Below are 25,808 nucleotides of genomic sequence, written 5' to 3' on the forward strand. Positions count from 1 at the left end.
CACGTGAGGTGAAAATACAGGGTTTTTTGAAAGCACAATTGAAATAAATTACATCTGTGCTAAATCGGTTGAATCAGCTTTATCTGTGAGAGACTGTTCACCTCTCCACTCTTATCTGTCTTCTGATCAAACCTTCTTTATAATGGATATGAAGGTTAAGAAAAAAAATACTTCAACCGTTGCTAGCATTCAAAAGCGTCAAAACCTAAACTTAACAGCAAGGCTGGGACTCAGCAATTGAAAGGCTGCATTTCGGGTATTGAGAGTGACTGTCCCTTGATTGTCATAGCTCGCGTCACGGCTGGTAAGGAAATCCATGATGCCTGTTTGCATGTAATTTACTCTCAGTTCCAGGAATGTATCTCCATCCTTTTCTAAGGGTATCATCAAGCCGCCTCCCAATTGATACATATGAGCCCAATCATACACCTCAGTTCCTGACACAAATGGTTCAGCCAGTCTGTTTTCCCTGACCTTAGATCGAGTGTAGGTATGAATGGCCCCCAATTGTCCTTCAACAAAAGGTCGAACCCCTATCCCGAAATCCGGCATGACACGAACTACTCCTGAGAGATGAATGGCATTGTTATTTCTTCGGATCCTGAATCGCTGATCGGTGCCGTTAACCACTTCTCTACTCCTATGAACCGCTGTTCCATAAAGCATGTATCCGAATTCCCCACCTAGGTAAATGGGAGTATTTGCAAGCTGTTGGAGAACTCCAAGGTTAAGAGAGGGAAACCATTGACTGTCCACTTCCGAGCGGAAATCAGCGGTAGGTAAGCCAGCGTTGATCCGTATTCCCCCTAGCGTTTCCTGCGCTTGGACTGAAAAAGAAAAGCTAAGCAAAAGCAAGACTAAAGAAAGTATTGTCTTCATAAGCGAAAATTTTCAGAATAAGTTATTGCCTTTTTGAACGAAAAATTAAGAACTGGGTTTAAATTTCTCGCCACGAGCGCTAAGATAAAGGCCACGAACGCTAAGAAAAAAACCACATAGTTGCGAGCGTTGCGTGAACCTCATTATTTTTCTCATAAGTTATTAACTAATCTATGAATTCCAACTTTAAAAATTTTTACATAACCATGTTCAAAATAAAAGATGTTGTATCTTCTATAGAACATTACTGAAATATGTTCACGCAACGAGCGCAAAGAAGAGCGCCACGTACGCTAAGAGTAAATAATATTTTTTGCGAGCGTTGCGTCATTTCGTTGCGAGCGTTGCGAGAACCCTAGAAATCTACGCTCGCTCCTTCTCCACCAGCATCCCCGTGATTTCATTCATTGTCTTGACCTTGTACTCAAAATCACCTTTGAGGGTAGCACGATAGGCATTCAGGTTTTCCAACAACTCATCAATTTCTTCGGGAAGGATTTCTTCAAAAAGCTCCCGCAAACGCTTGGCTGTGGTCGGGGATTTGCCATTGGTGCTGATGGCAATTTTTAAGTTCCCCTTGGTTACAATCCCTCCCAAATAAAAATCACATAAAGCAGGGGTATCGGCTACATTGACTAAAATAAAGCGCTCCTTGGCCTCACCATGGATCTGTTTATTGACTTCCGGGAAATTGGTGGCTGCGATAACAATATGTTTGCCTCCCAAATACTTCTCATGGTAAGCATCTTCTATGAGCGTAACATGAGAAGCTGACTGAGCAAGCTCCAAAAACTCTTCATTAAATTCCTTGGATACTACGGTAACATGAGCCTCAGGGCTACTTTTGAGTAAAAAGGAGAGTTTCTCCGTACCAACAAAACCACCTCCGACTAGGAGGACGTTGAGTTGGTGGACTTTAAGGAAGATGGGATATAAGTGGTTCATGGTTGTAGACGATTAGATGCGGGAGGATAGATGCGAGAGGGGGCCGAGCGTTATAAAAAGCTATTTTGATAGCTTTTTAGCGAGGAGCCAGGTTGCAGGGTTGGGAAAATCAGCACTTAGAAATAAGAAACAAGATGCAAGACTTGGATTTTCCGAGGAAATACGAACTATTTACTATTGAAATTTGGTGAAAATATGATTTCTTCTTTTTGGTTCACGCAGCGAGCACTACGAAATACGCTACGGGCGCAACCTCAGTTTTAGCGTCCGTTGCGTTCTCCTTTGCGAGCGTTGCGAGAAGTTAGAATTGATATTGGTCGATACTTGCTTTGCGATATTGGGATATTAGTGAGATCCATTTAAATACAGGCATTTGTCGGTAAGACGGGAATCCCAATATCCAATATCCATAAATATCATTTATACTAAGTAGGTTATTCAATGACCTATATTAATCGTTTGTTCATAAACCTCCTTCAATCGATAACTCTCCTTCACCACCTCTCCTATCACAATAATCGCAGGAGCGGCGATGCCTGCTTGGTGGGCTTTGGAGGTGATATCTTGGATGGTGCCTGCGACAAACTGCTCTTCCTTGGTGGTGCCGTTTTGGATAATGGCTACAGGGATATCAGATTTGCCGGCTGCTTTATAAGCTTTTACAATCTCGGGTAGTTTCTTGGTACCCATTAAGATGACAACAGTAGCCGTGGATTGAGCAGCTATGGCGATATCTCGAGAAAGTTCCCCATAACTTGTAGTTGCAGTGATGACCCAGAAACTCTCGGAAACACCCCGTTTGGTTACAGGAATTCCTATGGAAGCAGGAACTGCCACCGCAGAAGTAATGCCCGGTACCACTTCGGTGGGAATCCCGAAAGCCTCGATGTAGTCAATCTCCTCCGAACCACGACCGAATACAAAAGGATCACCTCCCTTAAGTCGGACTACATGCCCATGCTTCAGTGCGTACTCCACACAAAGTCTGTTGGTCTCGTCCTGAGGACAGGAGTGTTTGCCCACACGCTTACCAACAAAGATCTTGATGGCTTGAGCAGGTGCATGTTTGAGTAAGGATTTGTCAATTAAAGCATCGTACAAGACCACATCGGCTTTATTCAAAGCCAAAACTGCTTTCAAGGTGATCAATTCGGGATCGCCTGGACCGGCTCCTACGAGCGTGACTTTTGGTTTGGTGAGCTGATTCATGCGATTACCTCCTTTTCTCTGTATGCACTGATGGCTTCAAACACTTTTCCTGCATCCTCAAAATAGGATCGGGCAAAAGCTTCTGAAGGTTCCTGTTGATTGATTTGATAAATGATGTCCTTGAGTGTTCCTTCGATGGCTATCTTGCCAGTGTCCACGAAGGTCTCATCAAACAAATTCACAATATTCGCATAGGAATTGGTGCTTTTGCTTTCATACAATAAGATGGCTTTAGCTGCATTGACCAAAGCAGCATAAGTATGGTAAATGCTATCAGACCAACGTTTTTCCACAAAAGCCTCTTTGGATAAATCCAACTTCTCCCGAGCTTCTAACAACAAGGTAGCAACCAGGTCGATTACCACCCCAGCACACTCCCCTACTCCTACAGCCACTTTGTACGCATCTTCATTTCCCCAATCCACTTGATCCTCCTCAGTAAGGGTATCCGTATCGGTCAAACCCTTGAGGATATCATAGAAGTACATTTGTCCTTTCCGATCGTAGTAGTGAAGGAAATCTTCTCCAGCCTCTTGATGTTGGGCAAAGTCATCCAACAATATTCTCAAAGCTTGAGGTCCTCTTTTACTCGGGATTTTGATCACCTTATCCGCAAAGCGTCCATTGCCATCTCCCAAATTTCCTCCACCCAACAATACTTGCAAGGCAGGAAAAACGGTTTTGCCTGCTTTCAAGGACATGCCCTGGAAACCAATATGTGCCATATTGTGCTGTCCGCAGGCATTCATACAACCAGAAATCTTGATGGTCAATTCTTGAGATTTCATGTACTGAGGATATTCTTGAGCAATCACTTTCTCCAACTCCCTAGCTATACCAGTGCTGCTGGCAATTCCCAGATTACAGGTATCTGTGCCCGGACAAGCGGTAATATCCCCTAAAGAATTGTAGCCATAATCGGCCAAACCGATTTTCTTCAACTCTTGGTAAAAATAAAGAACCAACTCCTCTTTTACATCCCGGATCAGTAAGTTTTGTCTGAGCGTAAAACGGATTTCATTATTGGCATACTGCTTGGCTAGATCTGCAATAAATCTTGCCTGGGCAGTTGTAAAATCCCCTAATAACACTTTCACTCCAATGGCTACATATCCAGCCTGCTTTTGTGGAACGACGTTCGTCAGTTTCCATTGCTCGTAAGCCAGATCAAGTGGTTCGGCAACTTCTTCCAATTCGGGATTGGGAAGGCTTTTACTTGCTTCGTAGTCATCTACATCAATAGGATAAGATTTATACGGTAAGGCTTTTTTCTCTTCTTCAACCAATTGCAGAAAAGCTTCTATACCAATCTCATTGATCAAGAATTTCATCCGAGCCTTCAAGCGTCTGGAGCGCTCTCCAAATCTGTCAAAAATTCGCAATACTCCCTCTATAAAAGGAATCAAATCCTCCGTAGCGAGAAAATCAGTAATGGTATCTGCATGCCGAGGCTGGGAACCGAGACCACCACCTAGCAATACTTTGAAACCTCTGATTTCTTGTCCGTTTGCTACTTTTACTTTTGGAATAAAACCTAGATCATGCAGGTAGGAAAGCGCTGTATCTTCATCGGAAGAGGAAAAAGATATCTTAAATTTCCTACCCATTTCCTGACAAACTGGATTTCTTAGAAAATACTTGAATACCTCATCCGCATAAGGAGTCACATCAAAAGGTTCGTTAGGGTCGATTCCCGCAACTTCGGAAGCGGTCACATTTCTAACCGTATTTCCACAAGCCTCACGCAAGGTCACATCATCTTTTTCCAGTTCGGCCCAGAGTTGAGGGGTTTCGTCCAAACTCACGTAATGGATCTGAATATCCTGTCGGGTGGTGATGTGGAGTTTTCCAGTCGAATACTTATCCGACACATCACAAATGCGTTTTAGCTGATTACCCGTAACACGTCCATAAGGCAATTTGATACGGATCATCTGCACACCCGGCTGCCGCTGTCCATAGACCCCACGCGCCAAGCGCAGACTGCGGAATTTTTCTTCATCTATTTTCCCCTCCCGAAATAGCCGGATCTTCCGCTCCAATTCAATAATATCCTTTTCGACAAGGGGGTTTTCAATCTCGGTTCTAAAGCTTTCCATTGTTAGTTTTGTCTATAGGTTAAGTAGAGTTTTTGAAAGTACCAAGTACAATGTACCAAGTACCAAGTATGGATTTCGTGTGAGTTTACGATTTGGTTTTATTGTAAATCTTCCAAGAATTTTAGAAACCTAGTGGTTTCTAAAACCCTAATATTCAAGTTGTAAAATATAATTACTTTTCGACTATCTTGGTACTTCGTACTTGGTACATGGTACAATACTTTCGAACTGTCTTGGTACATGGTACTTTGTACACTAGAAAATAAACCCTACACTCACCGTATCATGCGTACCTTCATCGATCAGGATAAAGCTCCCATTCGAACGGTTCACTTGATAGGGGTCGAAGTGAATGGCTTTGCTGAGTTTGAAGCTCACCTTGCCAATATCATTTAATTTCAACGCCTCGGTGCTTTCCTCTCCACTGAAGTCGGTTTGGATCTTGGATTGGATGGACTCCACTTTTGCCAATACCCTATTCACACCATGCTGTAAGGTGTATTTTTGACCGATTTTCAAAGGCTTGTGATTGACCTGACAGATGGTGGCTGTGATGCTTTTCTCTGAACTGGGTAATTCCGAAGACTTGACAATCATATCGCCCCGACTGATATCCACCTCATCTTCCAAAGTGATGGTAATGGAGGCTCCTGGAACAGCCACTTCCAATTCCTGATCGAATAACTGAATGGATTTGATTTTTGATTCCGTGAAGGATGGAAGGATAGTTACCTGATCGCCAACGTTTAGATTTCCTCCATACAATTTTCCCGAAAAACCTCTGAAATCATGAAAAGCATCGGTTTTAGGGCGAATTACGTATTGAACAGGAAATCTGGCAAATGCCTGCTCTTGCAAATCTTCTGGCTCCAATACTTCCAAATGATCCAACAAGGTATTGCCTACATACCAAGGCATCTCAGCGGACTTCTTGGCGATATTTTCACCTTTGAGTGCTGAAATGGGAATAAAGGTAATTTGCTCCGTTTGGAAGTTACTCTTCTCCACCAACGCATCAAAATCCGCTTTGATTTTCAAAAACACATCTTCATCATAACCCACCAAGTCCATTTTGTTGATGGCTACCACTACGTGACTCAAGCGGAGTAAATTACTGATAAAGAAATGTCGGTAAGTTTGTTCTATTACTCCCTTTCTGGCATCAATTAGAATGATGGCCACTTGGGAAGTAGAGGCCCCTGTAACCATATTGCGGGTATACTCCACGTGCCCTGGTGTATCCGCTACGATAAAGTTGGTCTTATCTGTATTGAAATAAATATGAGCCACATCGATGGTGATGCCTTGTTCCCGCTCCGCCACCAATCCATCGGTAGCTAGAGAAAAGTCCAAATAATCAAATCCCCGCTGACGGCTGGTCTTTTCAATTGCCTCTAATTTGTCGGTGGTCAAAGAACCCGTATCGTACAATAATCTCCCGATTAAGGTACTTTTCCCATCATCTACGGATCCTGCAGTAGCTATTTTTATCAATTTTCTATTTTCCATACGCGTTGTTTTTTTCTCGCAAAGGCGCAAAGGCGCTAGGGTTTGAATTTTGTAGAAATACGATTATTCTCGAAGGGAAATAAAGTGGAAATAACTAGAAATAAGGTTGAAATAATGGGTTTGGATAAATTCCATAGATTCGCTGGTTTTGAAAGGAACGATTGATTTTTAACCTGAATTTGTCTCTTGGTTCTTGTTTCTTGTTTCTTGTTTCTTGAGTCTAAACTCTCGTTTCTCGCCTCTCGCTTCTCAGAAATACCCTACCTTTTTTCGCTTCTCCATGGCTGCTTCTGAGCGTTTATCATCGATTCTGGCGCCTCTTTCGGAAAGGGTTGACTGACGGATTTCTTCTACCACTGTATCAAGGGTATCCGCTTCGGATAATACCGCTGCGGTACAGGTCATGTCTCCTACCGTACGGAAGCGCACCATTTTTTCTACTACCTCTTCATGAGGCTCTCTATACACATGTTTATTAGCTGTCCAGATTAAGCCATCGCGGAAGAATACTTTACGCTTATGGGAGAAATAAATGGAAGGGATTTTTATGTTTTCGGTTTTGATATATTCCCATACGTCCAATTCTGTCCAATTTGAAATCGGGAAAACCCGCACATTTTGTCCTTGCTCGATGCGTCCATTGAGCATATCGAAGAGTTCTGGGCGTTGGTTTTTTTCATCCCACTGTCCGAAATCATCTCTTACGGAGAATACACGTTCTTTTGCTCTTGCTTTTTCTTCGTCTCTTCTTGCCCCACCGATACAGGCATCAAATTTGAATTCTTCGATGGCATCCAACAGGGTTGTGGTTTGCAAGGTGTTGCGACTGGCATAGCGGCCTTTTTCCTCACGAACCTTTCCTTGGTCGATGGAATCCTGCACATTGCGAACGATCAGTTCCAATCCCAATTCCTTTACCAATTCATCTCTGAACTGTATAGTCTCAGGGAAATTGTGTCCCGTATCGATGTGCAATAGTGGAAAAGGAATCCTCGCAGGATAAAAAGCCTTCTGCGCCAAACGCACCAGAGTAATGGAATCCTTGCCTCCCGAAAAAAGCAAAACCGGTCGCTCAAACTGCGCCGCCACTTCCCTAAGGATGTGGATGGATTCGGATTCTTTAGGATTGAAATATATGGTGGACATGTTATTTTAGATTTTAGATTTTTTGAATGAGAAGCGAGACTTGCCTGCTGCAAGCAGGAGGCGAGAATCTAGAGATTAGACTTGCTTGCTACTAGTAGGACTAAGTTTTAGATTTCTTTTCCTGAAAGTTTTTGAGACTTTTTTCATTTTTTTCAATCTTATTGTTTCTTCTTGGCAAATTAAACCCCAGGTCAATTGATGGAATTACCTGATTTTTTTTGTTCTCTTTCTTCAGTAGAAACCGAAGGCTAGTGTGCTGATTGTTTCTTTGGCATTTATAACTATGACAAATATTTACAGGTCACATTTCATAATTCCACACAGATCCCACCTTGGTACTTTGTACTTGGTACTTGGTACATTTCATTCTTTTTCGCTTCTCGCATCTAAACTCTCGCTTCTCCCCCCTCCATGCAATCCACACTCCTTCTTCGATTCTTCCCACCACCATCTACCTGCCCTGGCATCTTCTCCGGGCTGGATGGCTCGGGTACAAGGGGCACAGCCTATGCTGATGAAGTTTTTATCGTGCAATGGGTTGTAAGGAATCTTATGGATTTGAATGTATTGCAAGAGTTGTTCGTAGGTCCAGTCTACTAAAGGATTGTATTTGATGATTTGATTGGCTTCATCCCATTCTAAGCGCTTCATACTGGCTCGATTAGGACTTTGTTCAGCTCTCAAACCAGTAATCCAGATTTGATTCCCTTCCAATGCCCTTCGTAAAGGAACTACTTTTCTCACAAAACAGCAATTCTTCCGCTGCTCTACTCCTTCGTAGAAACCATTGATACCCTGTTGAAGCACTAAGTCTTCCACTTGTTGGGTATCGGGATAATACACTTTAATAGAAAGTTTATACTTCGCTTGTATGCGCGCTAACAAATCCAAGGTCTCCGGAAAGAGGCGTCCAGTATCTAATGAAAAGATACTGACGGGTAAATTCAGAGAGGCAATCAAATGAGTGATCACCTGATCTTCCTGCCCTAGGGAGGTAGAAAAGGTTATTTTCCCTTGGAAATAGTTGGCCAAAACCTGCAACTCTTCTTCCAAGGAGAGATTAGCGATGCTTGCCTCTAACTCATGCAAACTCTTCTGTAGGCTCATCTTTTTCTAATTTGGTTGCTGCTTCCCATGCACGTTCGTGCAAGTAATACAAAGCGATTTTGGTAATCACCTCGATCGAACCTATGGATATCGCCATCATCAGCTCTCCTGTCACAAAGTAAGAAATGACCATAGTGTCCAACGTACCTACAATGCGCCAGGAAATGGATTTCAGGAAGCTTTTAACATTGGTATCCTGACCTTTTTTATTAATAAACCATCGCTTAATTGGTTGATCGAGTATCATAGATTCGTAAACAAGTATTTCACAAAAGTATATAAAACCTATTTATTTTATAGGGTAAAAAGGGAAAAAATTTTATTCTTTATCTAAAATATCCGCTAAGGTCTTGTTTTCCAATACATTTAACATCTCATCACGCACTTGAATCATCACTTTATTCAGGCCACATGCCGCTTCGTCTTTACATTCTACACAAGGTTCATAGTAATTTAAACTCACACATGGAAGTAATGCGATAGGCCCATCTAGTAATCGGATGACCTTGGATAAGGCAACATCTTTTGGATCCTTGATAAGGTAGTATCCCCCACCTTTTCCTTTTTTGCTACCGAGAATACCTGCTTTCTTCAATTCCAAGAGTATGTTTTCCAGAAATTTATGGGAAATCCCATATTCATTGGAGATGTCTTGGATCAATACGGTCTTTTGATCTCTGTTTTTGCCCAGATAAGTAAGGGCATGGAAAGCGTATTTGGTTTTTTTGGATAGCATGGCCAAAAATACAAGAATTTTTGAAAAGGTGTTTACTTCTGTATCCTGTAAAAAACTTGGGCGCTTCCCTAAACTCTTGTATTATTTAATCCAATGTCTTCAACTTACACAGCACTAAAATAAATGTATCCTCTCCTAACCGAGGGCCAAACAACAAGTTGTCACAAAACCTACTTGAGGCTTCACAACAAAATTAAGTTATTACTCTTTCTAGTGAAACCTCAGGTCAATCCAAGCTTACCTTTGAAATGTTTTACAATTTCAGGTGTAATCACCAATGCCAAGTCAACCATTATCAATATTATCAACATGGACAAGAAAATAGTAAAACCCGCTAATGCAGCATAAAACTTCCATGATTCAGAAGTATGTAAGGTTTGAATTGTATTTGCTAAAGTATCGCCGCTAGTGATTACAGCGACTAGAGCACATGTATAACCTATAAATTTTAAAAACTTCAATTTTGATTTTAAATCCATGTTGATATAGTTATGGTATGTTTTCATATCAATATAAATTTTAGCAACCCACTGCTGCCCCCGTTAAACCACCTCCCACAGCACCAGCTAATCCTACAGCAGCACAGCCAGAAATAGCACCAGCAGCAGCTCCGGGTAAGGCTCCCACACCTCCTGCCAAAGAACCGATTCCTGCTCCAACAGTTCCGCCTACAGCACCTCCAACCCCACAACCTGCCACACCTCCAGTAATAGCACCCCCAACTATACTAGCAGCACATTTACCCCAGCATGACCACCAACCATCACAACCTAACATCCTATAATTAATGTTACCATTTAGAACAGCCTTTGATTGCATCCATTTCATAAACTCATTTAAGAACATTAACTTACTTAAAATTATCCTTTTCTCTTCTTCATTGGAAATATTTTTTCAGCTAATACTATAAGATTTTCTAATTCAATAAAGTATCCAACATGATCAAAATCGGGTAACTCTTTTATTTTTGACAAAAAATAATGGAAATTAGATGAATAATCTTCATAATTTATCCGATTATTCTGAAAAAAATTTTTATCTAAAGAGACTAAAACACCTCCATTTTTTTTCACCTGCTCGAAAAAAAGAAGTGATAATTCTTGTTCTGATAAATTCGCATTATTCAGATGATTCTCCACTAAATAATCAAAAGATTTAATAATTGCATAATTATTATTTTCTTCATTTTCATTTTTAGAAAGCTCTATTTGACCTTCAAGTTCATCCTGATTAACACAAGAAAAAGAAATTGCTAATACGTATAGAACTAAAATTGATTTAAAGAATAACTTAGTACTCATGGTTTTGAATAGGATTTTGTAAAACATTGATTTAAAAAGTCTTTAGCGCTAAAAACTTGAACTAATATAGCCCCCCCCGCAACTAACTTCCAAATATTCAGAATTATTTTTTTTTAATAAAATTCATAAACCATTGATTTACAGTATAAAAAATTTTATTACCCACTAATCACTTACTCCTCACCGCTCCCATTACCAATACATGATTATTTCCATCCCATTGATCTTAAATCTCTTGAGTAAGAATGGCTTGCTGTTGGGAGGGATTCAGATGATATGTTGGATGGAAAATAAGGGCTTACTATCTAAATGACTTCAAGATTTCTTTTGATAGAGCGTTGTTTTTTTATCTCCCGATTTTGTAACTAAACCAAGCGCTACTCCATTTTTGAGATCTCTACTTGCCGTAGCGGAAGATAGCTCCTTGTGGAACTTCATATATTCTTTTCTAGAAAACATATCCCTTGATTGTTCCAAGAAAACTTCGAGTCTTTCTGTTCCATCAAGCTTTTTTGTATCGCTTTCAAGAAGTTCATCTAAGGATTGCTGAATTAGCAAAAGTATGTATTCAATAAACTGTGTTGACTTCCCTTCCTTATCACTTGCAGAAAGAGCCTGGTAGTATTCCTTTTGATTTTTAGCGATGAGACTTTCAAATGGAAGAAATTCGAATAACGGGTAATTCTCCATCAAAATAACCGTTTGCCAAAGCCTACCCATTCTACCATTTCCATCCATGAATGGATGAATAAATTCCATCTCATAATGAAAAACGCAGCTTTTGATCAAAGGTAGCTCAGACTTATCCTTAAGGTATGTAAAAAGTTCTTTCATGAGGAAAGGAACATTAGAAGCAGGAGGAGCAAGATGTTCAACCTTAGAACCTTTGACAATTCCTACCCCCTTTGCTCTATATCTGCCCGGAACCTCTATCAATTTATTCATCAACATCTTATGAGCCTTCAAAAAGTCTTTTTCTGAAGAAGACTTCCATTGTTTCAAATTCTTATACGCCTCCAATGCATTTAAGACTTCAAGAATATCTTTTTCAGGCCCAACCACTCTTTTATTCTCGACAATGGCAGTAATTTGATCTTCAGATAAGGTATTTCCTTCGATACTTAAAGATGAATGAATAGTCTTGATTTGATTTTGCTTTCTAAGTTTCGGATTTTGGCTAACAATTAATTTAGCATTGACCGCTCCTATTTTTTCTGAAATAGAAGTAATGAGCTTGAGGATTGCAGGTGTAAGATCGTATGGAGGTTTCATTTTTTTGATAGTATCAAATGATACTATCAAAAATAGTGATTTTTGGGAAATAATTATACCTAAGCCCCAGATCACAAATAATACTCACCCAAAAAACCATGCAACTTACTATACACTAAAAATTCTCATCAACCATAGTTTGCATAAGCAAAATATCTGTGGGATGAAAAGATATTCATGGATACTTGTTGATATTGGGATATAAAAAAGACCTTTGAGTACATCTAACTGCACCCAAAGGCCTTCTATTATGTAAATCTTTGAAGTCTTAAAGACCTCGATTATATCATCTCCACACTTCTCTTCACAAAGGCGGTCAAATCCTTACCTGTCAATAATCCTTGCGCTAAAAGAGCCAAATCAAATGCTTGCTTCGCCAATTTCTCTTTTTCTTCTGCTGATTCGGTTTTGAGGATCTTATCTACTAAAGGGTGATTACCATTGACCGCTACTTTGTAATTATCCGGCATGGCTCCGTAGAAACTCATACCTCCACCCATCTGGGCCATTTCCTTCATGCGGCGCATAAACTCATCCATTGTCACCGTCACTGGCATTTCTTCTGGACTCAAGCCTTCTACTGCCACACTGTAGGTCTGACTTCCGATAGCTTTTTCGAAGATTTCCTTTACCTGAGTAGACTGTTCCTCTGTCAACAGATTGGCATAACCATCGTCTTTAACAATCAACTTCTCTACTACATCTGAATCCACTCGTTTCAAGGTGGTTTTTTCCTCCTTCATTTCCAAGTGCTGAATGTAGTGACTATCAATCGGTGAATCCATCACCAAGACATCGTAGTCTTTTTTATTGGCTGACTGAATAAAGGCATCTTGCTTGGCCACATCTGTAGCGTACAAGTATACCACTTGCTCCTCCTTATTGGTCTGAAGGGCTTTTACCTTTTCTTTGTATTCTGCTGGAGTGAAGAACTCTCCATTGGTGTTTTTCAACAAGGTGAAGTCTTTCCCTTTTTCAGCAAACTTCTCTTCGCTGATCATTCCGTACTTCACAAATAGACCGATGTCATTCCATTTTTCCTCGTACACCTTGCGGTCTTTCTTAAACAATTCTGCCAACTTGTCTGCCACCTTCTTGGTGATGTAGTTGTTGATCTTTTTTACATTGCCATCAGACTGCAAGAAGCTTCGGGACACGTTCAACGGAATATCTGGGGAATCTATCACCCCGTGCAACAACATCAAAAACTCTGGTACAATATCCTTCACCTCATCGGTAATAAATACCTGACGGCTGAAAAGTTTGATTTTGTTTTTCTGGAACTCAAAATCATTTTTCACTTTCGGGAAATACAATACCCCCGTCAAGTTGAACGGATAATCTACATTCAAGTGAATCCAGAACAATGGATCTTCGCTCATCGGATATAACTCCTTGTAGAAAGCTAAATAATCCTCATCCTTCAGATCGTTAGGAGATTTGGTCCAAATAGGAGTGGTAGTGTTGATGATATTATCCACCTCCACAGATTTCCACTTTTTCTCACCCTTGTCATCTACACCATCTTCTACGCTTTGAGACTTGGTACCAAACTTGATCGGGATAGGTAAGAATTTGGCGTATTTATCCAAAATCCCCTGCAATTTCCACTTATCCAAAAACTCTTCAGAATCCTCGTTGATATGAAGGATGATGTCTGTACCGCGTGTTTTTCTGTCACCTTCGGAGATTTCAAACTCTGTACTTCCATCACAGGTCCAGCGGGCAGAGGTAGCGCCTTCTTGGTAAGAAAGGGTATTGATTTCTACCTGTTTCGCTACCATAAATGCAGAGTAGAAGCCCAAACCGAATTTACCGATGATTTCATTGGCATCTTTGGCATCCTTGAATTTCTCCACAAACTCCGTAGCGCCAGAGAAGGCGATTTGGTTGATGTACTTCTTAATTTCCTCTGCAGTCATCCCAAGACCGCTGTCAGAGATGGTGATGGTCTTTTTGTCTTGGTCGAAAGATACTTCTACTGTCAAGTCACCCAACTCACCGCTATACTGCCCTAGTTGAGCCAATCGCTTGATTTTTTGGCTGGCATCTACGGCATTGGACACCAATTCCCGAAGGAAAATCTCATGATCGGAATATAAAAACTTCTTGATGATAGGGAAAATATTCTCGGTATGTATCGAGATCGTACCTTTTTCCTGCATAGCTCTTCTATTTTAAGTTTTGAAATACATTAATAATGTAGAAACTTATCAAGCGCTGTTCCAAAGGGATTGGCGTGTCATTTTGGCAGACTACATATAGAACTAACTATTAATTTGCATCTATTATATAAGGATTACTTGACCAGTATACTTTCATTTGGCCCCAGATAACTAGGTTTTAATCCACCAGTATCAATGACTATCTTTTGGATAACCACTCCAGAGTCGATTCCCCAAACTTTAAGTGTGTGTATTCCTAGAGATGCTAAGGTGTGTTTTGAGATTTTCACTTTGACATTATCTCCGACAGACCGCATCCACCAAGTAGCATATTTGTAGTCAGGAACCGACTCTCCTTCATTGATACTGATGATTTGTGGAGCTTCGTCATCTATAGCAATGGCAAATTGTAAACCTCCCTCACGCTTGAAGTCTTGGGTGGGCGAAACATACACATGTACACTGATAGCCCCTGAACTAAAAGTAGTAAAGTCATAGGCTACCATCGGAGCTTTTTCTATTGAAACCTGCTTATCTGGGTTCATTGGCTCTACAATCAGAGAAGCTTCCGTTCTACCCAAATTAGGCACAACAGTCCATTGGGAACTCTCCCCATCAGCTTTTCGACTAAAATTAGCTGCCTCCACAGCCACTACACCTTCATTTTCAATAAACCCAGTCGCTTTTACTTGTAAATTGTTTATCGGCACCTGTATACTATACTCTTTGCCTGCTCCTAAAAGAATCAACTCGCCCGTAGCTTTGCCAGCGGGCGCTCGTTCCCAATCTATGGTTACAAATAATTTTTCATGAAATAAAACCGAACCAGCATCTGAAGAAACCTTGATCCAGTCTTGATTACTTTTTAGTGAGTATTCTATTTCCCGAGGTCCTCTATTGATAATATCTAAGTAATACGATTGATCATTGATAGGATCAAATACTGGCATATTTCTGCTAAAACCCCATCTCCCTTCTACTCCTAACCATCCCCAACGTGGAGGAACACCATGTTCAACAAGATAGCCTAATTGATCATTTTCAGGAACTTGAACATACGAAACAGCAGGCATCATGTTGAGTGGAGGATGATTCCAACTAGTATAACCAATATACGTTTGCGACATCATATGATTCCATTTCCCATTATTCATAGCATGATATTCTTTTTTGAGCGCTGCATCTTTTTCAAAAAGCTCCTTGGTTCTGTCCGCATAGTAATTAGCAGCTACAGCCCCTCTTATAGCATAATATCTGTTTTTCCCAGCTGACACATACATTTCATTGAGGTTAGCACACATCTCAATGGGTGAATGTACTAATTGGTAAAAAGCATCCCTGTACACTGGAGGAATCTGTTCATATACAGCCGTACTTCTTCGCAAAAGCTCATTGAATTCAGCTACAATTCTATCTGCTTCCCGGTAATTTTCAATACTGTAGGTCTCAGGGGTGAGCATTTCGGGAGTTCTTCTGGAATTATATTTGGTATACAATGCCAACAATTGCCCGATTTCCTCAGCAAACGGTTCACCAAATTGCTGCCTAGACCAATTGACATAATAATCAGGTAAATCATTTGCATGTATAGCATCTGGATCCCAAGCCAAATCTAAAAAGAAACTTATAGGCAATTCCATCGGCTTGATATCGCCTACATTGACTATCCAAATTTCATTGACTCCATATTCGTAGGTAAGCTTCATCTGCTCCCACACTCGTTCTATCTGGGTAACATTTTGCCACCTGTAAGAAGTTGGAGCACCTACATAATCAAAATGATAATACATTCCGTATTTAGTGCCATTTTTGGATTCATTTAACTTAGGGAGATATCGAATATTCCCCCAATTATCATCACTCAATAAGATGGTAACATCTTCAGGCACTCGCATACCTTTATCGTAATAATCCTGAACCTCCTTGTAAATAGCCCATACTTGTGGTGTTTCTTTTGCTGGTTTTTGAGTAACATCTTCCAATATTTTCCGCTGATCTCGGATGATGGTTTCCAATAAATCAACGGCTGTTTCTTCAGACATGGCGTCATCACCGTCTCCCCGCATGCCTACCGTCACCATTGTCTCAAAATCACCAATCCTTTCTACGCCACCTTTCCAAAATTCCCGCAATTTCTCACCATTGGTAACATAATTCCATGGACCATCCCCGAATTCTTCCCACTCTTGATGCGCGCGAGTCATTGGCTCATGGTGACTGGTAGACATCACAATCCCAAAATCATCGGCTGTCTGCGCATTTAAAGGATCATCTACATAAAACATCGTCGGCAACCACATTGATGGCCATAAAAAATTTGCTTTATTCCGAAGAAGCAGTTCAAAAACCTTTTCATAGACTTTATGATTAATCCCCCCAAACTTTTCAAAAGCCCAGTTTGTAAAAGCAGGAGCCTCATCATTAATGAAAATCCCCCGATACTTCACCGCAGGGCTTTTGGAGAGATAATTACAGTCTTCAATGTAAATCTCAGGCTGATTAATCACCGGCACATCAGCCCACCAATACCAAGGAGAAACTCCGATTTTTTCACTGATGGTAAAAACCCCATATGCAGCCCCTCTCCTGTCGCTGCCTGCAATCACCAATGCTTTATTTATTCCCGCAAATGGCTGTTCAAGCGTTTGGATTTTATGACGCTCCCACTGTCCGAGAAGTTCACCATCCTCCCATTTACCGGAAGAAACCAATGCTTTAAGAATACTGCTTTTATCTACAGTCCCCACAATTATGATATTGCTAGAACTAACTCCATCCAAGTCTTGCGAAGAATCCAAACCTTTGACTGATATTTTCTTACCTGTCACCCTTTCAATATCTTCTGCCAAAAAATTTGCGGATTTATGAATGAGTGCATTCTCTGACTGGTCGAAAACAATCAAAGCGGCAGAACTTTCTCCTGCGACTTCAAAAAATCGTTGTTGATCAGGTTTTTGAAAACTCACTTGAATCTGAGCGTACAAGAGTTGAGGTAAAAGCAAGAAAATCAAAAGAATCTTTTTCATGTCTTCATATGGTTAAGCAATTTAAAGTTGAAAGATTTTGAAAAAAAATGCAACCGATTTCATAATTTTTTTATAAATTTCGAAGGTTTACTTCAATGAATTTATTTAAATCGTTTATTATAGCTACTGGAAGTTATTTTCAACTTCAAATTTGACCGTATATAAATGTAATCGATTTCAAATAAATTCTGATTCGTATACTCAATAACATCAAGCCTAAAAACCAAATGAAACCTACACTCACGCTTTTTTTTATTGTACTTTTCAACTTATCAGGATTTTCCAATGATGGATACAAGCTTTGGCTTCAATATTACTCCATCCAAGCACCGCAAGAATGGCAGGTCAATTTCCTAAGCAATTATGAGGTTATAGGGAATTCTGCCACACTAAGCATTATTAAAAAAGAAATTGCATATGCTTCCAGCGGAATGATTTCAAGTCATCCAGAAATTAAAAACTCAATACCTTCACTTGTGATTGGGAAGGCGGGAGACCTCTCTGCAAAAAATATCTCTAATCCAGGGATTAATTCTTTAGCCTCTGATGGATTTGCTATATTCCATAATCTAGAAAGTAAACAGCTAATTGTCTCAGCAAAGACCGATATTGGTCTACTATACGGGACATTTAGGCTGCTACAGCACATTCAGACTGGCACAAGCATACCAAAAGAAGGAATATTTGAGTCACCAAAAGTACAGCACAGGGTTTTGAACCATTGGGATAACCTTGACCGAACTGTAGAGCGAGGATATGCGGGATTTTCAATTTGGAATTGGCACCGATTACCTAGACACATAGACCAGCAATATCATGACTATGCAAGGGCAAATGCTTCTATTGGTATCAATGGTACGGTGTTAACAAACGTAAATGCTAATGCACTTATCCTAACTCCTGAATATTTAGAAAAAGTCAAAGCCCTAGCCGATACCTTTAGGCCATATGGCATCAAAGTTTATTTAACAGCACGTTTTTCTGCTCCTATTGAAATCGGTGGTTTACAAACCGCTGACCCTTTGAATGCAGAAGTGCAGGCATGGTGGAATCAAAAAGCAGAAGAAATTTACCAATACATTCCCGATTTCGGTGGCTTTGTAGTCAAAGCAGACTCAGAAGGGCAGCCAGGTCCACATAATTACAAGAGAACCCAGGCCGACGGAGCCAATATGATGGCCCGTGCCTTGGCTCCACATGAGGGCATTGTCATGTGGAGAGCATTTGTATATAACGAGCACACTCCTGATGACCGACATAAGCAAGCATTCAATGAATTCAAGCCATTGGATGGAAAATTTTTGGACAATGTCATCATTCAAGTTAAAAATGGGGCTATTGATTTTCAACCAAGAGAACCATTTCATCCCTTATTCGGCGCAATGCCAAATACTCCATTGATGATGGAATTCCAGATCACACAAGAATATTTAGGGCATGACACGCACCTAGCTTTCCTTGCCCCCATGTTTGAAGAAGTACTGAAAGACGACACCTATGCTAATGGAAAAGGCAGCGAAGTTGCTAAGGTGATAGATGGGAGTTTACATCAGTATGCAATAACTGCTATGGCAGGCGTATCCAACATCGGCACAGATCGCAACTGGACGGGACATCACTTCCATCAGGCTAACTGGTTTGCTTTCGGAAGATTGGCATGGAATCCTTACCAAGCTTCTCAGGAAATCGCTGAAGAATGGCTAAAATTAACATTTAGCACTGATGCAACATTTGTAAAAACCATGACTGATGTAATGATGAACAGTAGAGAAATGGTCGTCAATTACATGACTCCTCTTGGATTACACCATATCATGGCTGCAAGCCATCATTACGGACCTGGGCCTTGGGTCTCAGGAGGTAGAAGAGCCGATTGGACCGCAACTTACTACCATCAAGCGAATGAAAAAGGTATAGGTTTTAATAGAACCTACACAGGAAGCAATGCTCTCAGTCAATATGCTTCTGAATTACAAAATCAGTGGGGAAGTTTAGCTACCGTTCCTGAAAAATATTTGCTATGGTTTCATCAGGTAGACTGGATTCAACCGCTTCAAAATGGTGAATCACTCTGGAACAACCTTGCCAAACAATATCAGAAAGGGGTTGAAGAAGCAAGAGCCAATATCGTTACATGGGAAAATATGCGTGAGTATGTAGATGACAAACGTTTCAATCATGTATTGTCCTTCCTAACCATTCAGGCCGAAGAAGCCGCATGGTGGAGAGATGCCTGCCTGCTTTATTTTGGGCAATTTTCAAAAATGCCATTACCCGCAGGTGTGGAATCCCCAAAGCACAGTTTAGAGTACTACATGAATTTCAAACCTCATCATGTTCCAGGTATTTAATCATAATGAACTTAAACCATGAGTGAGCAACAGCAAAAAGTAGCCATCGTCACCGGTGGAGCATCAGGGTTAGGGCTAGCTACCAGTCAGCGATTTATCGAGGCTGGAATCAAAACGATTATCATTGGTAGAAATGAAGAAAAATTAACCCAGGCAAAAGCCAGCCTTGGGGAATTGGCGATTTGCATCTCTTTCGATTTAGGTCAGCTTGAGCAGATCCCTTCATTAGTCCAAGACATCGTAAAAGAGCATGGGAAGATTGATATTTTGGTAAATAATGCCGGCATCAATCTTAAGAAGGATTTTTGGGATGTAAGTGATGCCGACTTTCACCATATCATTCATACCAACCTATTCTCGGTTTTCTCTTTGAGCAGAGAGGTAGCTAAAATCATGAAGTCACAAGGGAGTGGATCTATTATTATGATTTCTTCCATGGCGGCCAAATATGGAATACCCAAAGTTATTGCCTACACAGCTTCCAAGTCAGCCATCGAAGGCATGACCAAAGCAATGGCAGTAGAATTATCCCCTTTTGGTATACGCGTCAATTGTATTGCCCCTGGATTCATTGCCACAGATATGTCCGCTAAAGCTTTGAATAATGATCCAGAAAGAAAAAACAAAGTACTTTCCCGTACGCCTATGGGCAAATTGGGAGAAGCAAAGGATGTCGCAGAAGCAGCCCTTTATTTTGCCAGTGAGTCATCTAATTATGTAACTGGAACCTCTTTAGCTGTAGACGGAGGAAACTCTATAGGCTTTTAATAACCACACTTAATGAATGATTGCCCATAATAATGATAATACTATGAAAACCATTTTATCAAACCTATTCACCTTTCTTATTCTTTTTTTCTTTATCGGTTCTTTACACTCGCAAAGCTTGAAAGATCACTTTGAACCAGTTTTTGACATTGGCGCTGCAATCAATCAACGTCAAATCATCGGACAGGGAAATGATTCCCAAGCAGAAGTATTGATTAGCAAACATTTCAATAGTCTTACTCCTGAAAACATTATGAAATGGGCGCTTATTCATCCACAGCCTAATCAATACAATTTTGAAGCTATGGACCAACTAGTGTCTTTGGCTGAAAGAACAAAATCCAAAATTGTGGGACACACCTTAGTATGGCATAACCAAACACCCGCATGGGTTTACCAAGATGAAAAAGGAAATGACCTTCCAAAGGATCAGCTGATTGCTCGAATGGAAAACCATATCGAGACTATTATGGGCCGTTACAAAGGCAAAATTATGGGTTATGATGTAGTCAATGAAGCCATACTTGATGATGGAGAAATGAGACCATCCAAATGGTATGAAATCGCTGGAAAAGATTTTATTAAAAGCGCTTTTATCAAAGCATCCGAAGTGGACCCAGAGGCAGAATTATATTACAATGATTACAATATGTGGAAGCCTGCCAAAAGGGATGCTGCAATTGAACTGACTAAAGAAATGCGTGCGGAAGGAATCAAAATTGATGGCATCGGCATGCAGGGACATTATGGATTAGAATCTCCCTCTTTGGAAATCATCGAGGAATGCATTGTCAAAATTGCAGAAGCAGGTTTTCAAGTGATGATCACCGAGCTAGATATTGACTTGTTGCCTAACCCTGTTAACAGACATGGAGCGGATATAGACGCAACATTTCCTCAAGATGATTCCTACAACATTTACAAAGACGGCCTACCTGAAGAAGTTCAAGCAAAGTTGGCCAAAAGATATCAAGAGCTCTTTGAGCTTTTTGTCAAGCATCAAGACAAGATTTCGAGGGTGACATTTTGGGGACTTCATGATGGTGCTAGTTGGCTGAATAATTGGCCTATGCCAAGGAGGACAGCTTATCCTTTAGTCATCGACAGAAATTATCAAGAAAAAGAGGAAATTATTAAAGCTCTTTTAAGTATACCAACTGAAAATTAAAATCTTCAAATAGATTGCACCAACTAGAATAACTGTCAAGTAAAAATTGCAACTTCTTTAAAATTAACAAAAAAGAAGGTATGCTTAGTTGAAAAAAATCAAAAACAACAAATGATTTATAAGTTTTTGATGACAAATTTCACTTAAATCCATATTTTGATAATAAATCGTTGAATTTTGTTAATTTCAATAAGTGTTTACATTAGATTACTTCATTAAACGAACTTCTAAATCAAATCAAGTGAGCTTCATAAAAAATATAGCATTCATTCTCCTGTTCAGTTTGATGCTTTTGTGGAACAAAGAAGCACATGCAAAAGAACAGTCTCGGCCTACTATAATTGAACTACAAGATGGACTTACACAAATGAAAGTAAGTACCATGTTAGATTTTTTCTTAGATTCTTTAGGGGTGTTTACTATTGAAGATATTTCAAAACCCTCGTTTCAAAAGAATTTCAACAAAGTTAACGATGCTCACATAATTTACGACAACTATAATTCTCCAGTTTGGGTCCGCTTAACTGTTAAAAACAACCAGCAAGCCGAAGACAATAGTTGGTATTTTGAATCTTGGGGTTTTGACATAAAAAAAATCACATTTTTCTTCCCCAATTCTAACGGAACTTTTGAAACATATGAAGCTGGATTCCAATTACCTTTTAATTCACGCAAAATCCATCACAAAAATTTCAATTACTTCTTAGATATTAGGCCTAAGGAACAAAAGACTTACTATCTGAAAATATACAGGAGCTATAATCAAGAATTCAGTTTCCACTTGAGGACCAACGAAAGATTCCTTAACCATTCCCTTAATGAATACTTTCTTTTAGGAATTTATTATGGGGTTTTGATTTTAATATTTATCCTTAATCTATATTTATTTTTCAAGCTAAAAGATTCCTTATATCTCTATTTTCCAGGTCTTATTTTATCCTATATCTGGTTTTCACTGGGAAGAGATGGTTTAGGGTTTCAATATTTCTGGCCTAACAACCCTTGGTTAAATCAGCTTAATAATCAATATGTCATTGAATTTTTCATAATCGTGGCAACCTTACTTTTCTCCAATCGATTTGTACAAAAATATACCAAAAGCCATCGGGTATTAAAGTTTACTAACTGGGCGATTGTTCTTAAACTCATTTTCTTCTGTAATCAGCTTTTCTTTTATGAGTTAAATTATATTACTTATTTAGTGATTACGATCCTGATTTTATTAATCCCATTTGTATTTGGTCTTAAAGAGTTGATCAAAGAAGAAATCCATTCTTGGTCATATATCTTCGCTTATGCCTGCTTATTTTTAGTCATCATTTATACTTATTCCAGAAGTATTGAATTATTTCAAAACCCTGTTCTCAATTGGTACTTGGTATATCCCGTTATTTTTCTGGAAATGTTACTGTTCTCATTTTCAATCTTTAATCAAGTTAAATTTCTTCAGGATGAATTTATACGTGCTAATGAAGAAAAAACACTTGTACTTGAAAAAAACAATCAATTAACTCAGGAATTGAATAGCAAGCTTAAAGAAAAGGTAAGAGCACGTACAGAGAAAATAGAGCGAATGGCTTCAGATTTGGCTCAAAAAAATGAAGAATTGGTAGCTACCAACCAAAAATTGGAGGAGCTTAATAAAAAAGTAACAGAAATGAATAACCTGTTACAAGCAAACAACGCAGAATTAAAATCCTCTGTGGAAGAAATCACCAAAAGCTTGGCTTTGATGAAAGGTCTTGGATTTGAAGAATTCAAGAAAGTTTTCCCTGATAAAGATACCTGTTTGAAGTTTTTGGCCGACTTAAAATGGAAAGATGGATATCATTGCAAAAAGTGCTCTTACAATAAGTTTCAGGAAACTCACAACTTTGGTAAAAGGTGTAAAAATTGTAATTACCTAGAATCTCCGACAGTTGATACCTTGTTCCACAAACTCAAGTTCCCAATCGAAAAAGCCTTCTACATCCTATACCTTTCCAATAGAAAAGATGTGGATCTAACACTCAATGAACTATCAGATATTTTGGAGTTAAGAAGAGAAACCTGTTGGGCTTTCAAAAACAAAATCGCCCAAGCCATGGAAAAAGTGAATCATAACAAAGATTTGAGTGGCTGGGAGTCTTTGGCATTGGTTCACTTGGAGTAATTTTAGATCTTAGATTTTAGCCCCGAGGGGTCGGGAAGATCTTAGATTTTGGATTTTTTTAATCTAGATCTTTGAAAACCCATTCTAGGTCTAATTCGAAGCCTTTGATGACAGCGGAAGGAACTATATGCCCCATAGTGTAAAGCTTAGATGGGAGGTAGTTCCCCTCAAATAATGTGTAAATGAACAGGGTTTTTTCTGATGGATGGATAATCCAGTACTCTTGGACGCCTGCTTCTAGGTAAACCTCGTATTTATGGATCAATTCTTTTTGGTTATTACTAGGAGAAAGTATTTCAACAATTAAATCAGGAGCTCCAAGGCAGCCCATCTCATCTAACTTATCCAAATCGCACACTACACAAATATCAGGCTGCACCACAGTAAAAATATCTTCATTCTTTTTGGATTTGATCGGAAGCCTAACATCGAACGGTGCTATAAACACTTTACATTTTTTACCTTCGAAAAATTGAGCCAACTTTCTAGCAACTTTTAAACTAACCTCTTGATGGATTCTCCTTGGTGCAGCAGCCTGCCTAAAGATTTTTCCTTTGATCAGCTCTACCATTTCATCCATCTCCCATGTCAGATAGTCTGCATAGCTGAACCTATCATAGGTAGCCTCTGGCTCATTCAAGAAGTTTTTTTTATCCTTGGTCTCCATAGAGCTAATTTACAAAATATTCCAATTACTTTATTTCCACGACTATAACATTTCAATGGTTTAACAAAGGGAATTGAAAAAATGATTTTTAAAATTCGATTTTATCAAGTCTTTAGACTGAGTTAACCTACGCTTCAAAAAAAGCGCAGGTTAACTACTCTCCCCTAAAATATCTCTTGTGCAAAGAAATACAGCTCATTTTTCCAATACTTAAAGTCATGGTAGTGATTGGGAAGGATTCGGTAGGAATGGGGAACACCTTTTTCTGTTAAGAATTCATGCGCCCCTGTGGTTACATTCAGCAAATTATCCTTATCTCCACAACTCAAAAACAACAACTTCAAATTAGACTTAGTGACTTCAGGTCTCGGAAGCAAAGCATCTCCTCTCTTAGTATTTGGTGCTGGAGAAAACGCTCCTACCCAAGCAAAATGCTCTGGGTTGCCCAATCCAAAATTCATGGATTGACCTCCACCCATGGATAAACCGGCAACAGCTCTATTTTCCACTCCTGGCTTCACTTTATAATTCTTCTCAATGTAAGGAATCAAATCCTTCAACAAATCATCTTCAAAAGTAGTGAATGCTTTTACCGGTTCAGCTCCGAAAATATCACCTTCTGCACGATCATTTTTCATAGCACGACCATTGGGCAACACAATAATCATAGGCTTAGCTTTATTCGATGCATAAAGATTGTCTAGGATCACATTTGGAGTACCATGATCAAGCCACTCACGCTCATCTCCACCTATGCCATGCAATAAGTAAAGCACAGGATACGCTTGATTTGGATCATAATTCGGCGGCAGGTAAATATTCGCTTTTCTATCGACTCCGACTGTTTGCGAGGGATACATAAACTCTTTGACTTCGCCTTGTGGATTGCCAGATACAGGCTTATCAAAGCCCTCTGGTGCAATCAAGTAATCTGATTGCCCACTTGCCAAATTTGAAATCGCCAAGCTGAGCAATATAGCCGTAATTTTAAGTGCTTTCATGGGTTGTTTGGATTTATTTATTGTTGATTGTATTAGTTTTTGGTACAAAGACACAAAGGGAGGGTTGTTTTAGATCTTAGCCCCGAGGGATCGGGGAGATTTTAGATTTATGTCACTCGATTCCAGCATCTCTCTGTCTCTTTGTCTCGTCCTGAAAATACTTGACATTTTTTTAGAATAATTGACTCTTTACAAGACCTTAATATATCGCCGCTAGGCATATATCAACTTATATCGCGTCAGCATATATCAATCTCTACCCCATAAAATCTCTCATTGTCTTAAGTTGGCTCTTGATTTTGTCTCT

Annotated in this window: 21 protein-coding genes; 4 read left to right on the plus strand and 17 right to left on the minus strand. The window is 39.6% G+C overall.

Translation table 11 applies throughout. The features are described from left to right. Positions 1–198: 198 nt before the first annotated feature. From IE080_RS05555 to IE080_RS05625, 15 genes are all read right to left on the minus strand, one after another. A complete protein-coding gene (locus IE080_RS05555) occupies positions 199–879 on the minus strand; it encodes a hypothetical protein (RefSeq protein WP_189579469.1) in 681 nt (226 codons plus the stop codon). Positions 880–1,242: 363 nt separating this feature from the next. Further along, positions 1,243–1,824 carry a precorrin-2 dehydrogenase/sirohydrochlorin ferrochelatase family protein gene (locus IE080_RS05560; RefSeq protein WP_189579470.1) on the minus strand — a complete coding sequence of 194 codons (582 nt, stop codon included), beginning with the start codon at positions 1,822–1,824 and terminating at the stop codon, positions 1,243–1,245. A gap of 438 nt (positions 1,825–2,262) precedes the next feature. Then, positions 2,263–3,033, minus strand: coding sequence for a uroporphyrinogen-III C-methyltransferase (cobA, locus tag IE080_RS05565; protein ID WP_189579471.1), 771 nt, complete (start codon positions 3,031–3,033; stop codon positions 2,263–2,265). Further along, complete coding sequence (locus IE080_RS05570; protein ID WP_189579472.1) at positions 3,030–5,132, minus strand: nitrite/sulfite reductase; 2,103 nt, start codon at positions 5,130–5,132, stop codon at positions 3,030–3,032. Before IE080_RS05570 ends, cobA begins: the two co-directional genes overlap by 4 nt. Positions 5,133–5,387: 255 nt before the next feature. Further along, positions 5,388–6,641: a sulfate adenylyltransferase subunit 1 gene (locus tag IE080_RS05575; RefSeq protein ID WP_189579473.1), complete on the minus strand. Its 1,254-nt coding sequence runs from the start codon at positions 6,639–6,641 to the stop codon at positions 5,388–5,390. A gap of 249 nt (positions 6,642–6,890) precedes the next feature. Next, positions 6,891–7,787, minus strand: a complete 897-nt coding sequence (gene cysD / locus IE080_RS05580; RefSeq protein WP_189579474.1) for a sulfate adenylyltransferase subunit CysD — start codon at positions 7,785–7,787, stop codon at positions 6,891–6,893. A gap of 363 nt (positions 7,788–8,150) precedes the next feature. Further along, positions 8,151–8,894 (minus strand): phosphoadenylyl-sulfate reductase, encoded by a 744-nt coding sequence (locus IE080_RS05585; RefSeq protein ID WP_189579475.1) that lies wholly within the window; start codon positions 8,892–8,894, stop codon positions 8,151–8,153. Beyond that, on the minus strand, positions 8,869–9,141 hold the full coding sequence (locus IE080_RS05590) for a DUF2061 domain-containing protein (protein WP_189579476.1): 273 nt from the start codon (positions 9,139–9,141) through the stop codon (positions 8,869–8,871). The genes IE080_RS05585 and IE080_RS05590 overlap by 26 nt, the downstream gene beginning before the upstream one ends. Positions 9,142–9,213: 72 nt before the next feature. Then, the gene (locus tag IE080_RS05595) at positions 9,214–9,630 is read right to left on the minus strand and encodes an RrF2 family transcriptional regulator (protein ID WP_189579477.1); all 417 of its coding nucleotides are present in this window, start codon (positions 9,628–9,630) and stop codon (positions 9,214–9,216) included. 221 nt (positions 9,631–9,851) lie between these two features. Further along, positions 9,852–10,136: a hypothetical protein gene (locus IE080_RS05600; RefSeq protein ID WP_189579478.1), complete on the minus strand. Its 285-nt coding sequence runs from the start codon at positions 10,134–10,136 to the stop codon at positions 9,852–9,854. A 13-nt stretch (positions 10,137–10,149) separates the two neighbouring features. Further along, positions 10,150–10,458, minus strand: a complete 309-nt coding sequence (locus IE080_RS05605) for a hypothetical protein (protein WP_189579479.1) — start codon at positions 10,456–10,458, stop codon at positions 10,150–10,152. 32 nt (positions 10,459–10,490) lie between these two features. After that, positions 10,491–10,931 (minus strand): hypothetical protein, encoded by a 441-nt coding sequence (locus IE080_RS05610; RefSeq protein WP_189579480.1) that lies wholly within the window; start codon positions 10,929–10,931, stop codon positions 10,491–10,493. A gap of 315 nt (positions 10,932–11,246) precedes the next feature. Beyond that, positions 11,247–12,203, minus strand: coding sequence for a Fic family protein (locus IE080_RS05615; protein ID WP_189579481.1), 957 nt, complete (start codon positions 12,201–12,203; stop codon positions 11,247–11,249). Positions 12,204–12,484: 281 nt separating this feature from the next. Next, positions 12,485–14,368, minus strand: a complete 1,884-nt coding sequence (gene htpG, locus IE080_RS05620; protein WP_189579482.1) for a molecular chaperone HtpG — start codon at positions 14,366–14,368, stop codon at positions 12,485–12,487. A 134-nt stretch (positions 14,369–14,502) separates the two neighbouring features. Then, the gene (locus IE080_RS05625; protein ID WP_189579483.1) at positions 14,503–17,394 is read right to left on the minus strand and encodes a glycosyl hydrolase 115 family protein; all 2,892 of its coding nucleotides are present in this window, start codon (positions 17,392–17,394) and stop codon (positions 14,503–14,505) included. A gap of 227 nt (positions 17,395–17,621) precedes the next feature. Here IE080_RS05625 and IE080_RS05630 point away from each other — a divergent pair, with 227 nt between their 5' ends. The 4 genes from IE080_RS05630 (at position 17,622) to IE080_RS05645 (ending at position 23,833) form a co-directional block, all read left to right on the plus strand. After that, the gene (locus IE080_RS05630; RefSeq protein WP_189579484.1) at positions 17,622–19,745 is read left to right on the plus strand and encodes an alpha-glucuronidase family glycosyl hydrolase; all 2,124 of its coding nucleotides are present in this window, start codon (positions 17,622–17,624) and stop codon (positions 19,743–19,745) included. An 18-nt stretch (positions 19,746–19,763) separates the two neighbouring features. Further along, positions 19,764–20,513, plus strand: a complete 750-nt coding sequence (locus IE080_RS05635; protein WP_189579485.1) for an SDR family NAD(P)-dependent oxidoreductase — start codon at positions 19,764–19,766, stop codon at positions 20,511–20,513. 43 nt (positions 20,514–20,556) lie between these two features. Further along, positions 20,557–21,681 (plus strand): endo-1,4-beta-xylanase, encoded by a 1,125-nt coding sequence (locus IE080_RS05640; RefSeq protein WP_189579486.1) that lies wholly within the window; start codon positions 20,557–20,559, stop codon positions 21,679–21,681. A 241-nt stretch (positions 21,682–21,922) separates the two neighbouring features. Beyond that, on the plus strand, positions 21,923–23,833 hold the full coding sequence (locus IE080_RS05645; protein ID WP_229800516.1) for a 7TM diverse intracellular signaling domain-containing protein: 1,911 nt from the start codon (positions 21,923–21,925) through the stop codon (positions 23,831–23,833). 58 nt (positions 23,834–23,891) lie between these two features. Here IE080_RS05645 and IE080_RS05650 read toward each other — a convergent pair whose 3' ends face one another. Both IE080_RS05650 and IE080_RS05655 read right to left on the minus strand, forming a co-directional pair. Then, positions 23,892–24,500, minus strand: coding sequence for a Uma2 family endonuclease (locus IE080_RS05650; RefSeq protein WP_189579487.1), 609 nt, complete (start codon positions 24,498–24,500; stop codon positions 23,892–23,894). 164 nt (positions 24,501–24,664) lie between these two features. Then, on the minus strand, positions 24,665–25,501 hold the full coding sequence (locus tag IE080_RS05655) for an alpha/beta hydrolase (protein WP_189579488.1): 837 nt from the start codon (positions 25,499–25,501) through the stop codon (positions 24,665–24,667). Between the last annotated feature and the right edge of the window lie 307 nt (positions 25,502–25,808).

The sequence above is a fragment of the Mongoliitalea lutea genome (assembly GCF_014652135.1).
GTDB classification, from domain to species: domain Bacteria; phylum Bacteroidota; class Bacteroidia; order Cytophagales; family Cyclobacteriaceae; genus Mongoliitalea; species Mongoliitalea lutea.

Bases quoted from the DNA above. Each gene is read 5' to 3' on its own strand.
- IE080_RS05555 (WP_189579469.1), bottom strand. From the start codon at position 879: ATGAAGACAATACTTTCTTTAGTCTTGCTTTTGCTTAGCTTTTCTTTT.
- IE080_RS05560 (WP_189579470.1), bottom strand. From the start codon at position 1,824: ATGAACCACTTATATCCCATCTTCCTTAAAGTCCACCAACTCAACGTC.
- cobA (WP_189579471.1), bottom strand. From the start codon at position 3,033: ATGAATCAGCTCACCAAACCAAAAGTCACGCTCGTAGGAGCCGGTCCA.
- IE080_RS05570 (WP_189579472.1), bottom strand. From the start codon at position 5,132: ATGGAAAGCTTTAGAACCGAGATTGAAAACCCCCTTGTCGAAAAGGAT.
- IE080_RS05575 (WP_189579473.1), bottom strand. From the start codon at position 6,641: ATGGAAAATAGAAAATTGATAAAAATAGCTACTGCAGGATCCGTAGAT.
- cysD (WP_189579474.1), bottom strand. From the start codon at position 7,787: ATGTCCACCATATATTTCAATCCTAAAGAATCCGAATCCATCCACATC.
- IE080_RS05585 (WP_189579475.1), bottom strand. From the start codon at position 8,894: ATGAGCCTACAGAAGAGTTTGCATGAGTTAGAGGCAAGCATCGCTAAT.
- IE080_RS05590 (WP_189579476.1), bottom strand. From the start codon at position 9,141: ATGATACTCGATCAACCAATTAAGCGATGGTTTATTAATAAAAAAGGT.
- IE080_RS05595 (WP_189579477.1), bottom strand. From the start codon at position 9,630: ATGCTATCCAAAAAAACCAAATACGCTTTCCATGCCCTTACTTATCTG.
- IE080_RS05600 (WP_189579478.1), bottom strand. From the start codon at position 10,136: ATGAAAACATACCATAACTATATCAACATGGATTTAAAATCAAAATTG.
- IE080_RS05605 (WP_189579479.1), bottom strand. From the start codon at position 10,458: ATGAAATGGATGCAATCAAAGGCTGTTCTAAATGGTAACATTAATTAT.
- IE080_RS05610 (WP_189579480.1), bottom strand. From the start codon at position 10,931: ATGAGTACTAAGTTATTCTTTAAATCAATTTTAGTTCTATACGTATTA.
- IE080_RS05615 (WP_189579481.1), bottom strand. From the start codon at position 12,203: ATGAAACCTCCATACGATCTTACACCTGCAATCCTCAAGCTCATTACT.
- htpG (WP_189579482.1), bottom strand. From the start codon at position 14,368: ATGCAGGAAAAAGGTACGATCTCGATACATACCGAGAATATTTTCCCT.
- IE080_RS05625 (WP_189579483.1), bottom strand. From the start codon at position 17,394: ATGAAAAAGATTCTTTTGATTTTCTTGCTTTTACCTCAACTCTTGTAC.
- IE080_RS05630 (WP_189579484.1), top strand. From the start codon at position 17,622: ATGAAACCTACACTCACGCTTTTTTTTATTGTACTTTTCAACTTATCA.
- IE080_RS05635 (WP_189579485.1), top strand. From the start codon at position 19,764: ATGAGTGAGCAACAGCAAAAAGTAGCCATCGTCACCGGTGGAGCATCA.
- IE080_RS05640 (WP_189579486.1), top strand. From the start codon at position 20,557: ATGAAAACCATTTTATCAAACCTATTCACCTTTCTTATTCTTTTTTTC.
- IE080_RS05650 (WP_189579487.1), bottom strand. From the start codon at position 24,500: ATGGAGACCAAGGATAAAAAAAACTTCTTGAATGAGCCAGAGGCTACC.
- IE080_RS05655 (WP_189579488.1), bottom strand. From the start codon at position 25,501: ATGAAAGCACTTAAAATTACGGCTATATTGCTCAGCTTGGCGATTTCA.